This is a genomic window from Sporosalibacterium faouarense (genome assembly GCF_016765695.1).
GTDB classification, from domain to species: Bacteria; Bacillota; Clostridia; order Tissierellales; family VENL01; genus Sporosalibacterium; species Sporosalibacterium faouarense.
Genome location: NZ_JAETGO010000089.1, coordinates 1 through 14,125 on the forward strand (window position 1 = coordinate 1; position 14,125 = coordinate 14,125).

Genomic DNA, 14,125 nt, shown 5'->3' on the forward strand with positions numbered 1-14,125 from the left:
TTCTTAGATAAGACTAAGAAGCCACCGCTTCTAAGCCGATAGGTGAAAGTGGTGGAGGTTCACATATTTATATTAGGACAAATCAAGGAGGAAGACATATGAACGATTGGTTTACAATAGAACAAATTGACGAACAAACTTATATTATCAGCGAATATCGCCATTGGGAGGAGACACATTGTTATCTTTTAAATGGGAATAAATACAGTTTGCTGATTGATACCGGACTTGGAATCTGTAATATTCATGATGAAGTCATCAAGCTGACTGACAATCCTATTATCGCTGTAGCAACACACATTCATTGGGATCATATTGGAGGACATGAATTCTTTCCTGACTTTTACGCTCATCAGTATGAGTTGAATTGGCTTAATGGAGAATTCCCTCTAACAATGAAGCAGATTAAGGATATGGTGGTTGATCGTTGTGACCTTCCAAAGGGTTATGACGTAAATGAATACAAGTTTTTTCAGGGAAATCCAACAAGGATCCTGAAGGATAATGATATGATAGATATAGGTGGTCGCTGCATTAGAGTTCAGCATACACCTGGTCATTCACCAGGACATATGTGTTTCTGGGAAAAGGATTGTGGTTATCTTTTTACCGGAGATTTAGTTTATAAAGACACGTTATTTGCTTATTATCCATCCACCGATCCAGAAGCATACCTCAACTCTCTTGAACGGATATCGGCACTACCGGTGAAGCGTGTGTTTCCAGCACATCATTCTCTGGATATTGGCCCTGAGATTTTGAAGAGAATGCGTGATGCTTTTCGGCAGTTGCAAAGTGATGGTAAATTGCACCATGGTAGTGGAACATTTGACTATGGTGATTGGGCTGTTTGGTTATAATCGAAAATACTGAAGTAAAATACTCATTTTCGTTTAGACTTCATGAAAGAGTTATTATTGCACTTTGGTGGGAATCAGATGTCTTTGCTAACTTAGGAAATGAAACAACCTATTTGAGCAAGGATAAAGCAAGATAGACTTTCTAAGGAATGGTATATTTTGATTATCTACAAGACAGAAGAGATGGAAGAGAATAACCATCTTAATACAATGGCAATAGACTTAGGTTTAGATAATTTAGCTACCTTAACATTCAAAGATAACTCCGAAAGCTATATCATAAATGGTAAAACTCTTAAGTCTAAAAATGCTTATTTCAACAGAGAAATAGCTAGGTTATCAAGTGTCAGAATGAAACAAGTAGGTAGTGACAAATTCAAGAATACCAAGCAGATTAAGAGATTAAGACTAAAGAGAAGAAACTATATTAAAGATTATCTACATAAAGCCAGTAAAATAATAATTGACTTAGCAATAAAACATAAGGTATCTACTATCGTCATTGGTGATATAAAGATAGTCTTAATCAATGAAAGCTATACAAGTGGTTGCTCTGCCATAGACTTAGAAGAATTAAATAAATCTAACTTAGAAGGCATGGCGATATAGTGGATGTTCTTCATAAGTTATATTTAAGACAAAATATTATATATAATGGTTGTAGTACTGTAAGTAAGATTATTAAAGTTGAATATATAAAATAGGTATTGACTATCACCTTAGGTTATGGCTTATTATTATATTGAGGTGAAAAATATGTTAATTAAAGAAGTATGCGAGAGTTGTAAACTCACAAAAAAAGCAATTGAATACTATGAAAAGCAGGGATTAGTAAAACCCAAAATTCTTCCAAATGGATACAGGGATTACGATGAGAGAGATGTTGCCATATTGAAAGAAATATCTGTCTTAAGAAAGCTAGATATTAGCATACATGATATACAAAACATTTTAAATAATACAGATAAAACAGCGGCTTTATCAAAATGTATGTATCTTTTAGACTTAAAAATAGAAAAAGAAAAAGTTCAGAGAAGTTATATGAAGCATTTAATAAATGATTATGACATCGAAGGAGTATTTGATTCTCTACAAGAAAGCACAGATAAATTTTTTACAATAAGAGAAAAATTAGTTCAAGCATTTCCAGGAGCCTATGGAATATATCTAAGTATTCACTTTGGACAATTTTTAAATGGGAAAATAGATGATTCCAAAAAGGAAGATGCTTACAGAAAAATTATCGATTTTCTTGATGGAGTTAATAGCTTAAATTTTTCATCAGAGCTAGAAGAGTATCTTGAAAGTGTTTTTACTATGATGGAGAAAGCAGACATAGAAAAGATGAATACTACCCTTATAAATGCAATATCAGACGTAGATAACTATATGGATAATAATAAGGAAATTATAGAAGAATACTTGAAGTTTAGAACTTCAACAGAATACAAAGAAACACTAGCTTACAAAATTCAAAAGTTGCTCTTAGATTTTCAGGAGAGTAGTGGCTATTATGATGTGTTCTTAACTAACTTAAAAATTATAAGTCCATCATATCAAGAATACATCAAAAGATTTGAGAAAGCAAATCAGGCTTTTATTAAAAAATATCCGAATTCAGAAAACTTATATAAACATGATTAAGATTCAATAAACATGAGTTACACAGTAATATAAAAAACTAATGAAAATGAAGTGTAAACAATGATAAAAAAATTAATAAGCTTGAGGAAGCAATTGATTTTGCGTGGGAATTGAGTCAGAATGATTTGAATGCTAGTTATCATAGGAATGTATACTTTAGTTAATAATTATTAACTAAAGATTCTTATACTATATATAAATTTATCAGAGAGGGGGTAATTAATATGAGAGAGCGACTCAAAAGGCCTTCAGGTGGAAGACTTTATCAACGACCTGACAAAGTAGAGATATGTAGAAGTTGTGGAGCGCCTATTGGTAGAAATTATAAAGAATGTAAATCTTGTTATAATGCAATTGAAAACATATGGTTATCAGATTGGAATGAGTTAATTCAAAAAGAGAATATTAGTCAGGGGAGTGAAGAGGAAAAACTTCTTGCACATATAGTTTTTGAACAACAGGATAGATATTCTTGGACTCTTGTAGATATAGCAATGACGATGATACATTGTGATACTTGTGGAGGAGAAATTGGAGGTGGAGAATTAGAGTGTCTTGATTGCAAATTTGCTTTTGAAAACCTTTGGGGATATGATGTTGAAGCAATGAATCAAGGTATTATGACAGAAAATGAACATGCATTGAGAGTAGGACGTCGGGTGTTAAGACATTCTCACAGGCAAAAAAAGAATATTGTAAAGTCTTGGAAGTTTTCAATGCCTATTGTATTAGCTAACGAACTTCCTTCAAATAGACAAGCAGGGTTCTTTAAGAAAATAATTGATGAAAATAAATTTGATTTATCTTCTAAAGTTTATCAAAACTTTGAAGAAGCTTATATAGATGTTATAAATAATATAAAAGAATAAATTGATTTTTTGATATAATTTTGAACGGAGGTTTTCATATGGCATTAAGAAATATAAGATTTTTAGGTGATGATATTTTAAGGAAAAAAAGTAGAGAAATAGAAAAGTTTGATAATAGGATTTTGACTCTACTTAAAGATATGGCAGACACATTGCATAGTACAGATAATGGAGCAGCAATAGCAGCTCCACAAATTGGTATTTTAAAAAGAGCTGTTGTGATAGATATGGGTGAAGGAATAATATATCTAGTTAATCCAGAAATTATTGAAACTAAAGGTATACAGGAAGTTATAGAGGGATGTTTAAGCATACCTAACCGATACGGAAAGTTAGTAAGACCTTCATGGGTCAAAGTAAAGGCGCTAAATGAAAAAGGTGAAGAATTTGTAATAGAAGGTGAAGGTGATTTAGCAAAGTGTTTATGTCATGAGATAGATCATTTGGATGGTATACTATTTATAGACAAGGTAACAGAATTCTTAGAAGAATAGTAAAAAGAGATATTAATAAAATAATGAGATAAATCCAAACATCACTTATTTAAGTGGTGTTTTAATATTACTAAAAAACAAATGATTAAAAAGCGTTAATAATTAATATATTCATTGACAAAGATAGATAGGAAACGTATAATAATATTAAACATATGAATATATGTTCATACATAAAATCAAAATATATTTCATGACAAAGACTTGATTTAATTATAAAAAAGGCGTAAGGAGGTTCTAACTATGGAAGGAAATAGAAGAGAGCTAGTCTTAGAAGGATTAGATTGTGCCAATTGTGCAAATAAAATTGAAGATAGAGTCAATAAGTTAGATTATGTTAAGGAAGCATCTCTAAACTTTGTATCTAAAACTTTAAGTATAGAAATAAATGATATAGAGAATTCCGAAGATGTTATTTCAAGTGTAAGAGGCATTGTAAATAAACTAGAACCACATGTTCAAGTAATAGAAAAAACTATGAATAAAAATAGTGAAAAGTCCCTTATATTAATGGGATTAGTGTGTAGTAGTTGTGCCAACAAAATAGAAGAAAAGATTAAAAGTATGAAGGGCGTTAAAAATGCATTTATAAATTTTTCAACAGGGAAATTAACTTTAGAAGTATATGATAAAGGGGATCTTGATAAGATAATTAACCAAGCAAAGAAAATTGTTAAACAAATTGAACCTGATGTAGATGTTATAGAAGAAGATAATAAAGAAACTAAGGATAAAAGTAATACTAAAGTATCTAGAAAAGACAAGTTAGAATTAGTTAGGATTGGAATTGGTGCTATAATCTTTGCAATAGCAATAGCTTTTAATTTTCATGAGGTAGCAGAGTTTACTCTTTTCTTCATAAGTTATGTATTAATAGGTGGAGAGGTACTATTAAAAGCAATTAAAAATATATTAAGAGGAGAAGTATTTGATGAAAACTTCTTAATGAGTATTGCCACTATTGGAGCATTTTCCATTGGAGAATATCCTGAAGGTGTTGCTGTTATGTTATTCTATCAAATCGGAGAATTTTTCCAAAATTTAGCGGTAAATCGTTCTAGAAAGTCAATTAAAGATCTAATGGATATTAGACCAGACTATGCAAATATTAAGAAAGATAATGGTATAGTACAAGTAGCACCTGAAAGTGTATCGGCAGGAGATATAATAATAGTTAAACCAGGAGAAAAGGTGCCTTTAGACGGTAAAGTAATAGAAGGTAGCTCAATGCTAGATACCTCAGCATTAACTGGAGAATCGGTACCTAGAGATGTTAGTGTAGGAGATGAAATAATTGGTGGATTTATAAACAAAAATGGAGTTTTAACAGTAGAAGTAACTAAACCATTTAAGGAATCAACAGTATCTAAAATTCTTAATCTAGTGGAAAATGCAAGTAGCAGAAAAGCTCCAACTGAACAGTTTATAACCAAATTCTCTAAATACTATACACCTTTTGTAGTATTCTCAGCACTAGCTTTAGCCATAATCCCACCATTGGTAATACAAGGAGCATTGTTCTCTGATTGGGTTTATAGAGCGTTGATATTTCTTGTAGTATCTTGCCCTTGTGCTTTAGTAGTATCAATACCTTTAGGATTCTTTGGAGGGATAGGTGGAGCATCAAGAAAAGGTATCTTAATCAAAGGTGGAAACTATTTAGAGGCATTAAATAATGTTGATATAATAATCTTTGATAAAACAGGAACATTAACTAAAGGAGTCTTTGATGTAACTGATGTTATAAGTGCAAATGATAATATTACTAAAGATGAGATATTAGAATATGCTGCTATAGCTGAGAGTTATTCTAATCATCCAATTGCATTATCAATAAAAAAAGCTTACGGTAAACAGATTGATAATGATATTATAGAAAGTTATGACGAGATATCAGGTCATGGTTTGAAGGTTAAGCTAAAAGATAAAGAAATTCTAGCAGGAAATTTTAAATTGATGGATAAAGAAAATATTGAATTTGAAAGTATTGATACTCTAGGAACAATTATTTATTTAGCAATTAACAATGAGTATTCTGGATATATAGTTATATCTGATGAAATTAAAGAAGATTCAAGAGAGGCAGTCCAGAGTCTGAAAGATTTGGGTGTTAGCAGGACTGTTATGTTGACTGGTGACAATAAACAAGTTGGAGAAAAAATTGGTTATGAGCTTGGATTAGATGAGGTGCATGCAGAATTGCTACCAGATCAAAAAGTAGAAAAATTAGAGGAATTAGATAAAACTAAAAGCAATAAAGGGAAATTGATTTTTGTAGGTGATGGAATTAATGATGCTCCAGTATTAGCTAGAGCAGATATAGGAGTGGCAATGGGTGGACTTGGTTCAGATGCTGCAATAGAAGCTGCTGATGTAGTTTTAATGACAGATGAACCATCTAAATTGATTGACGCTATAAGAATATCCAAGAAAACTAGAAAAATAGTCTTACAAAATATCATTTTCGCTTTAGGTATTAAAGGAATTGTTTTAATTCTTGGGGCAATAGGTGTGGCGTCTATGTGGAGTGCAGTATTTGCTGATGTAGGTGTAGCGTTAATTGCAATTCTCAATGCATTAAGAGTATTGAATACTAAGAGGATTAGAAAAAGAAATAAAAAATAACAGTTCATTTGAAATAGAAAGTATTTTGATTTGCATAAAAGATGATAACTATCTATAATATTAGAATAAGTAAACATATTAAGGACCTGCTTAGAGTTAAAGCAGGTTCTTAATATTTAAGCTATGCTTATGCGAATTATGTTTATGATTTTACGTACTATAAAATTAATATCATTGTATTAATAATTAAATAAATATGGATAAATGTAGTAGCCAATGATACCCCATACTAATAAGAATAGTATAATCTCATCCTCTCGACATCTTTCATATCCGAAGCCCATGATTTCACCTCACTTTACTTTTGGTGGAACATTCCACTTATTTTAGTATATTCAAGATTTAAAAATGTGTGAATGAGTAAATTTATTATTGTTAACAGATGAGGTGCGTAAATTATTAAGAAGGATTATTAGAAAGAATGTCTAAATATTATAGTTAAAACAAGGTTAACTAATGAATTATATTTTAAAATTATATTATATTATGTTATATAAATTTATTCGGGGGAATGGCAATGAAATTGATAGATAATATTGAAGAGATACTATTAATTGGTGGTAATAATATTGATAAGAAAGAGTTTAGAAATATTCAAAAGAAAATTTGTAAGGATAAGGACATTAAAAAACTAATATCTAGAGGAAAAGAACCATTTATCATCAGTTTATTAGTGTTTATATTAGGATTTTACTTAGGAGTATTAGAACTATTAGATAATATTAAAGTAATATCAAATGTTGTACAGAACTTTTCGTTCAATCTATTTATAGCTATATCAACAATATACACAACTATACAAATCTCAGGATGGATTAAGACTGTTACTAAAAATACATTTAATCTTCCAAAGTATTTAAAGTATATATTTTCATCAAAGTCTCCAAAGAATCCATTGGAAATATGGAATCCTATAAATGCAAATCTATCTGATGCACAGATTATTATACCGGCAGAAAGAATGTTCAATGATAAGGTGTCCTTTATCTATACGGGAATCCCTTATTATCAGATAAAAATGATTGATAGTATAACAATTGGGTGGGACCATAACTTTATTAGTTTTGCTAAAGAAAAGTATAGATATTTTAAGTTTTTCACTAAATTTGCAGTACAAACCTTAGTAGGAAATGCAGATGAAAAATATTATGATAGAGGCAATAGGAAATTAAAGGTAAGTAGCTTCGTATTTGGAATACACTTTTTAAGTCGCTATTTGAAGGAATCTATAAACTGGAATGGATTTGGTAATAAGATAATGTTAAATATTGATAACAAAATAGAGAATAAAGAAAAGAAAGAATTCTCTAGACTATTTATTGAAATGTGTACTTCACCTGATATTTTTGAATGGAAAAATAATTCCTCTAAAAATCCAATGCTAACAATTTTTGATATTAATTTCGTAAGTGAAGATAATAAAAGGTATTATTTTAAAACTAGAATTACTAATTTACTTAAGAAAAGAATCAGAATTCCAGTAAAGAGATTTATTGCAGTTCCATTAAACAGTATAGGCATTTTGCCAGAAATGTATCAGGAAGGGTTGTCAAAAAAAATAAGTATACTTTTAGGTGGAGGAGAACAAAACCTAGCTCTCCTATATTTAATTAATAATTATCGTTGGACAAATAAATCTAATTTTAACATAGGAATTGCAGAAAATGTGTTCGATGATTATCACAATACAAAATTTCAATTGGGGACAGAAGAATTAGTGTATGGCATCACGAATGAAATTAAGGGAAGAGGATTAGAAGGTAAAAATCAGGGCAAAGCAGAAATATTTTCTTTTGTAACTGATGAACTTAGGGTAGTAAGTATATATGGGTATAGTGCAGCAATGACAAAAATATCAGCTTTAAAATTCTTGAAGTACATAAAGGAATGTCAGGAAGAAAACATACCTTGGAAACGGAAAGAGGTGTGTAATCATTTATTGTATGAAGTAGTAGCAGATGGAGATTTTTATGAATCAAAGGTTTTGAAAGAGTTTAATAAAGAGGATATGATGAATTCTAAAATGACTAACTTTGATAATATATCATCACTTAATATAAAAATTTCTAATAGCAATTAAATATTAAAGGGTAGAATGTAATGAAACACCTTTATTCATTTTCTATGTTTAAAGGTGTTTTCTTTTTTAATAAAAAATTCAGTAATCAATCTGCAAACAATGGCAATAGCTATATAGATTGGAAAAGAATAGATAAATCTCCACCCATGAAGTTCGTAAAAACCTATCCATATAAGTAAAGGTTCAGCTATAAAAGAAAAAATAGCTGATAGTAGAACATTAGCAAAGATAAAGCTAGACCACTTTGAGTATTTTTGATATATAAGCATATAAGCTACTGGTAAAATAGAGTAATCAGTGTCAATTAATATATAATCCATTGGAATTATCAAAAATGGATATTCCCATAAGACTAAGGTTTCTCCTATTATATCAAATAAAACTGCAAAACCGCTGGCAAAAAAACCATAAACCATAATATTTATTAATTTAGATTTATTTACTAACTTCCACCATAGAATTAAGGGAAGAATTAAAGTGCCTATGTTCACCCACCATTGCCAGGTATTGAATACGTAATCTTTCCAGTAATCAATGCTAGTTGCTACTAAAAGTCTTTGTAATTCTGACATTTTATCTAAAATGGCTTCCATGAATTTACTCACCTATTTTTACTAATTTTAACACAAATATATTATTAGTATAGCTCTTAAGTTAAGTTTCATACCTGATAAATATTTCTAAAACTAAGTTACTACTATAGTTCATAAAAAATAGCAAAAGAAAAAAAGCCCAATATTGAGCTTTTATACTTTATTGAATATTCATAGATTCAAGATATTCGTCATATGTCATGCGTTTATCTATGACTCCTGATGGAGTAATTTCTATAATTCTATTTGCAATAGTTTGGATAAATTGATGGTCATGGGAAGTGAATAAAACATTGCTTTTATAGTCCCTAAGTCCATTATTAACTGCTGTTATTGATTCAAGATCTAAATGGTTAGTAGGCTGGTCTAAAAGCAACACATTTGCACTACTTAACATCATTCTAGATAACATACATCTTACTCTTTCGCCACCAGAAAGAACCTTGGCCTTCTTAAATGGCTCATCCTCAGAGAAGAGCATCCTTCCTAAAAATCCACGTAGATAGCTCTCAGATTTTTCTTCAGAGAATTGACGCATCCAATCTAAAAGAGTTAGGTCCACATCATTAAAGAACTCAGAATTATCCTTAGGCATGTATGCTTTGGTTATAGTTACACCCCATTTAAAGTTACCACTGTCGGGTTCAATTTTTTCCATTAATATTTTAAATAAGGCCGTAATAGCCAGTTCATCGCCAACAAAGGCAATTTTGTCATTTTTGCCTACTGTAAAGCTAACATTATTTAATAGGAGTTCACCATCAATTGATTTAGATAAATCTTCAACTATTAATATATCATTTCCCACTTCTCTTTCTGGTTTAAATCCAACAAAAGGGTATTTTCTACTTGAAGGTTGAATATCATCAAGAGTAATTTTATCTAAGAGTTTTTTACGAGAAGTAGCTTGTTTTGATTTAGAAGCGTTAGCGCTAAATCTTGCAATAAAAGCTTGTAGTTCTTTAATTTTTTCTTCTTTTTTCTTATTCTGAGCCTGCATCATTTGTAAAGCTAATTGACTAGATTCATACCAGAAGTCATAGTTCCCAATAAAAAGCTTGATTTTACCAAAGTCAACATCACACATATGGGTACATACTTTATTTAAAAAATGTCTATCGTGGGATACGACAATCACAGCACCTTCAAATTCAATTAAAAATTCTTCAAGCCAGTTTATAGATTTAACATCTAAGTGGTTTGTAGGCTCATCCAGTATTAAAATATCTGGCTTACCAAATAAGGCTTGGGCAAGAATTACTTTGATTTTTTCTGCTCCTGTAAGGTCCTCCATTAATTTATCGTGAAGCCTTGTATTAATTCCTAATCCTTGAAGAAGTGAAGAGGCTTCTGCTTCGGCTTCCCAACCATTTAATTCAGCAAATTCAGCTTCCAACTCCGATGCTTTTATGCCGTCCTCATCACTAAAATTCTCTTTACTATATATTGCATCTTTTTCTTTCATAATTTCATAAAGTCTAGAATTACCCATAATAACAGTTTCAATAACGGGATGTTTGTCATATAAGTAATGGTCTTGTTTTAGTACTGACATACGAGAGCCTGGCTTTATACTTACTTCTCCTGTATTAGGTTCAATATCACCTGACAAGATTTTTAAAAAAGTACTTTTCCCTGCGCCATTTGCACCGATAACACCATAACAATTACCATGGGTAAACTTTAAATTAACATCATCAAAAAGCTTTTGATCTCCATATCTTAAGCCAACATTAGTTACTGTAATCACGTTAAAATCATCCTCTGCACAAAATTTACATACCACGCGCTATTATATCATAATATTACGTTAGTTGTATATCTTTTATGATGTTAAATACCAGTAATAAAATCGTTTTTTGCAATGTGATTTTTAATATAATATAGTAAAATTGCATGATATAATTAATAGAAAAGTAATGGCTAAACTGTTTGATATTGAAAAGAAGATTAATTTTACTATATTTTTTATAAGGGAGGAAGGGTTATATGGCTAGAAAACTATTCTGTGAAATAAATCCATTGACTTATAGAATATCTAGAATTAAAGGTATATTTCTTAGGAAATTAAAATGGATTATTGATAATAAAAGATATATAAATACATTTAACGCGCAAAAGCTATCTACTAAGATATATAAACATAAATCTTTGATAAGAAGACAACTGGGAGACGTAGATATGAGACTACAAGAGAATAAGGCAATAAACCTTAATCTGGCAGCTCCTCAAGTAAATAATATAATCATTAAGCCAGGCGAAATATTTTCATTCTGGAAATTGGTAGGTAATTGCACTGAAAAAAAGGGTTATAAAGAAGGTTTAGTAATTAAATCTGGAAGATCAAGCAAAGGAATAGGTGGAGGACTATGTCAATTTACAAATCTAATACATTGGATGGTGCTACACAGTCCTTTAGAAATAATTGAACATCATCACCATAATCAAATAGATATGTTCCCAGACTATGGAAGACAAGTTCCTTTTGGGACTGGAACCTCTATTCTGTATAATTATCTCGATTATCAATTTGTCAACAATACAGACCAAGAATTCCAACTTATTACTTATACAACTGAAAAATATCTATGTGGCGAATTAAGAAGTGAAAGAAGTTTAAAGTATTCATATCATATAGTGGAAGAGAATAATCACTTTGTTAAAGAAGGGGATACATATTACAGAAAAAATGAGATTTATAGAAAAATAATTGATAAGCGGACTGGCAAAATGGTCAAAAAAGAATTAATTAAGAAGAATTGTTCAAAAGTTCTCTATGATTCAAAGTATATACCTATTGAAATGATAAGCTCTAATTAATATTATCTCATTATTCTTGAAAATATGATAATGCAAACAACTAAGGTAAAAGATTCTATTAATGAGATAGAGTCTTTTTGTTTTTTGAAAAAGTGTATACTTAATATTGACAATTTAGTCTGGTAATATATAATTCACATGTACATAGGAAAACTAAGGTTAGCATATTTTCTTCAAAAATTCAAAATAAGAATGAACCTTTTAGGCATGTATATACTCTTATATATGAAAGTGAGGTGTTGGAGTGGATACAAAGCAGCTAATTAAAAGAGCAAAAAAGGGAAATAAAGAAGCTTTAGTCAAACTTATAATGGCTCAAGAAAAAGAATACTATAAGCTAGCTTATGTATATATGAAGAATAAAGATGATGCTTTGGATGCGCTGGAAGATATGATTTTAGTGCTGTATGAAAATATAGGGAAATTAAGAAATGAAGATAAATTTTATAGTTGGAGTAAAACCATTTTAGTGAATCGTTGTAAAAAGATGTTAAAGGACAGAAGCAAAGTAGTTTTGATAGATGGATTAAGTTCTGAAAGTTATGAAGGAAATCTTTATAGAAAAGAAGATCAAATTCTATTAGATAAGCATATGTCAAAGCTTAGTGAAAAACATCAAGAAGTACTTAAATTAAGATATTTTCTAGATTTGGAATACAACACTATTTCTGAGATGTTGAAAGTACCATTGGGAACAGTAAAATCTCGAATATCCATCGGCCTTAATAAACTAAAAGAGAGTCTTGGAGGTGAAGGTTATGAAAGAAGTTGAAAATATACTTAAGAATAGAAAAAAAGAAATGGATAATATTGAAGTTCCAAATGATTTAGAAGATAGATTATTAAGAGCTTTAAGACATAAGAAAGTTATTAAGAAGAAAAGAGCGAATTGGAAAGTAAGAGTTGCAGCCTTATTGATAATATTCCTATTAGTTGGATATAATTTTGATACTCTAGCCTATTATGGAAAAAAGCTCATAGGATATGATACTGTTATGAACGGAACATTGAGAGAGTTGAATGAGCTTGAAAAAGGGCAGATTATAGGGAAAAAATATACTTTTGATAATGGAATAATTTTAACCTTAGATGGAATTATGATAGATGAAAATCAAATGTTAGCATTTTACAGTTTAGAAGACCCCAGTGGAAAAATTGATGTAACGGACATGACAATGAGTCAAAATAATTTTAAAGGGTTAATAGAAACATATGATAATTCAGGGGGAAAAGGCAAATCTAGTGAAGATGGCACTGAAATAAAATGGATATCTAGCTTTGAACCACCAAGGTTTTTTGAAAGAAACTTAAGCTTTAGATTCAATCTTATTGGAGAAGATATAAGCGAATTAGGGGAAATAAGTTTTAAAATAGATAGAGATAAGGCCATGGGTTATAGTATCAAAAAAACTATTAATAAGAAGGTTGAAATAGAAGGGAAAAATATTCTTTTTAAATCAATAACAGCGTCTCCAACAACTACGGTTATTAAAGGTTCGATTGATGATATTATTTCACTTGCTATTGATGAAATAAAGGGAGAAAGATATAGAGCTAATCAACTGAACTTTGACTTAATTGCTAATGGAAAAGTGATAGATAATCAAGGTAGTGGAATGAGTACCAATTTGAAGGGAATCACTTTCCATAAAGAATTTGATACTTTGCCAACTGATTTAGAGTCCCTTAAAATTAAATTCAAATCCCTTTCAGTAGTTGAAGATGTCGGCAAAAAAGTAAGTCTTAAAAAAGGTAAAGATAATGGAAATATTGAAATTTTAGGTGAAACTATTAGTATTGATGATGTTTATGAAAAAAATGGAGAGACTTTTATATCATTAACAACTGAGGAAGATACTATTTTAACAATTGTATATTTATTAGCAGATGGTAAGAAAGTGAAGATTGAAGAAACTTTATCAGATGACTACGAGAAAAAGGATATGGGAAGTATTCTCCATAATCGAACTTTTCGATTTAAAGGAACAGGAAATGAGCTAAAATTATATATTGAGAAAATGACCTATACGAAAGAATCAGATAAGGAAATAAATATCCCAATAGATTGAATTTAAGAAGATACTACTGGTGAATCAGTAGTATCTTTAAATATAATTCAGAAAAGTATAAAATATATTGA

At 30.0% G+C, this 14,125-nt stretch carries 13 protein-coding genes and 1 pseudogene; 12 read left to right on the forward strand and 2 right to left on the reverse strand.

What is annotated here, in order from left to right:
* Window positions 1-98 precede the first annotated feature (98 nt).
* From JMO20_RS16520 to JMO20_RS16555, 9 genes and pseudogenes are all read left to right on the forward strand, one after another.
* Window positions 99-860, forward strand: coding sequence for an MBL fold metallo-hydrolase (locus JMO20_RS16520; RefSeq protein WP_202710814.1), 762 nt, complete (start codon window positions 99-101; stop codon window positions 858-860).
* Window positions 851-997, forward strand: coding sequence for a hypothetical protein (locus JMO20_RS16525; protein ID WP_202710815.1), 147 nt, complete (start codon window positions 851-853; stop codon window positions 995-997). The genes JMO20_RS16520 and JMO20_RS16525 overlap by 10 nt, the downstream gene beginning before the upstream one ends.
* 22 nt (window positions 998-1,019) lie before the next feature.
* Window positions 1,020-1,469 carry a transposase gene (locus tag JMO20_RS16530; protein ID WP_202710816.1) on the forward strand — a complete coding sequence of 150 codons (450 nt, stop codon included), beginning with the start codon at window positions 1,020-1,022 and terminating at the stop codon, window positions 1,467-1,469.
* A 147-nt stretch (window positions 1,470-1,616) separates the two neighbouring features.
* The gene (locus JMO20_RS16535) at window positions 1,617-2,504 is read left to right on the forward strand and encodes a MerR family transcriptional regulator (protein WP_202710817.1); all 888 of its coding nucleotides are present in this window, start codon (window positions 1,617-1,619) and stop codon (window positions 2,502-2,504) included.
* Between the two features lie 224 nt (window positions 2,505-2,728).
* A complete protein-coding gene (locus JMO20_RS16540; protein ID WP_202710818.1) occupies window positions 2,729-3,373 on the forward strand; it encodes a hypothetical protein in 645 nt (214 codons plus the stop codon).
* A 38-nt stretch (window positions 3,374-3,411) separates the two neighbouring features.
* On the forward strand, window positions 3,412-3,867 hold the full coding sequence (gene def / locus JMO20_RS16545; protein ID WP_202710819.1) for a peptide deformylase: 456 nt from the start codon (window positions 3,412-3,414) through the stop codon (window positions 3,865-3,867).
* 243 nt (window positions 3,868-4,110) lie between these two features.
* Window positions 4,111-4,260: pseudogene (locus tag JMO20_RS20815) on the forward strand (cation transporter); the annotation flags it as partial.
* A gap of 84 nt (window positions 4,261-4,344) precedes the next feature.
* Window positions 4,345-6,492 carry a heavy metal translocating P-type ATPase gene (locus tag JMO20_RS16550; RefSeq protein WP_481133363.1) on the forward strand — a complete coding sequence of 716 codons (2,148 nt, stop codon included), beginning with the start codon at window positions 4,345-4,347 and terminating at the stop codon, window positions 6,490-6,492.
* Window positions 6,493-7,009: 517 nt separating this feature from the next.
* The gene (locus JMO20_RS16555) at window positions 7,010-8,572 is read left to right on the forward strand and encodes a hypothetical protein (protein ID WP_202710821.1); all 1,563 of its coding nucleotides are present in this window, start codon (window positions 7,010-7,012) and stop codon (window positions 8,570-8,572) included.
* A gap of 35 nt (window positions 8,573-8,607) precedes the next feature.
* On the opposite strand, the gene JMO20_RS16560 is transcribed toward JMO20_RS16555, so the two are convergent.
* Both JMO20_RS16560 and JMO20_RS16565 read right to left on the reverse strand, forming a co-directional pair.
* On the reverse strand, window positions 8,608-9,165 hold the full coding sequence (locus tag JMO20_RS16560) for a CBO0543 family protein (RefSeq protein ID WP_202710822.1): 558 nt from the start codon (window positions 9,163-9,165) through the stop codon (window positions 8,608-8,610).
* A 160-nt stretch (window positions 9,166-9,325) separates the two neighbouring features.
* Window positions 9,326-10,915, reverse strand: a complete 1,590-nt coding sequence (locus JMO20_RS16565) for an ATP-binding cassette domain-containing protein (protein ID WP_202710823.1) — start codon at window positions 10,913-10,915, stop codon at window positions 9,326-9,328.
* Between the two features lie 239 nt (window positions 10,916-11,154).
* Here JMO20_RS16565 and JMO20_RS16570 point away from each other — a divergent pair, with 239 nt between their 5' ends.
* The 3 genes from JMO20_RS16570 to JMO20_RS16580 all read left to right on the forward strand — a co-directional run bounded on the left by JMO20_RS16570 (window position 11,155) and on the right by JMO20_RS16580 (window position 14,054).
* Window positions 11,155-11,985: a VanW family protein gene (locus tag JMO20_RS16570; RefSeq protein WP_202710824.1), complete on the forward strand. Its 831-nt coding sequence runs from the start codon at window positions 11,155-11,157 to the stop codon at window positions 11,983-11,985.
* Between the two features lie 244 nt (window positions 11,986-12,229).
* Window positions 12,230-12,757: a sigma-70 family RNA polymerase sigma factor gene (locus tag JMO20_RS16575; protein ID WP_202710825.1), complete on the forward strand. Its 528-nt coding sequence runs from the start codon at window positions 12,230-12,232 to the stop codon at window positions 12,755-12,757.
* Window positions 12,744-14,054, forward strand: coding sequence for a DUF4179 domain-containing protein (locus tag JMO20_RS16580; RefSeq protein WP_202710826.1), 1,311 nt, complete (start codon window positions 12,744-12,746; stop codon window positions 14,052-14,054). Before JMO20_RS16575 ends, JMO20_RS16580 begins: the two co-directional genes overlap by 14 nt.
* The last annotated feature ends 71 nt before the right edge of the window (window positions 14,055-14,125 follow it).

Excerpts from the sequence above, each read along its gene's own strand:
- def (WP_202710819.1), top strand. The coding sequence starts at position 3,412 with ATGGCATTAAGAAATATAAGATTTTTAGGTGATGATATTTTAAGGAAA.
- JMO20_RS16550 (WP_481133363.1), top strand. The coding sequence starts at position 4,345 with ATGAATAAAAATAGTGAAAAGTCCCTTATATTAATGGGATTAGTGTGT.
- JMO20_RS16570 (WP_202710824.1), top strand. The coding sequence starts at position 11,155 with ATGGCTAGAAAACTATTCTGTGAAATAAATCCATTGACTTATAGAATA.
- JMO20_RS16580 (WP_202710826.1), top strand. The coding sequence starts at position 12,744 with ATGAAAGAAGTTGAAAATATACTTAAGAATAGAAAAAAAGAAATGGAT.
- JMO20_RS16535 (WP_202710817.1), top strand. The coding sequence starts at position 1,617 with ATGTTAATTAAAGAAGTATGCGAGAGTTGTAAACTCACAAAAAAAGCA.
- JMO20_RS16520 (WP_202710814.1), top strand. The coding sequence starts at position 99 with ATGAACGATTGGTTTACAATAGAACAAATTGACGAACAAACTTATATT.
- JMO20_RS16555 (WP_202710821.1), top strand. The coding sequence starts at position 7,010 with ATGAAATTGATAGATAATATTGAAGAGATACTATTAATTGGTGGTAAT.
- JMO20_RS16540 (WP_202710818.1), top strand. The coding sequence starts at position 2,729 with ATGAGAGAGCGACTCAAAAGGCCTTCAGGTGGAAGACTTTATCAACGA.
- JMO20_RS16560 (WP_202710822.1), bottom strand. The coding sequence starts at position 9,165 with ATGGAAGCCATTTTAGATAAAATGTCAGAATTACAAAGACTTTTAGTA.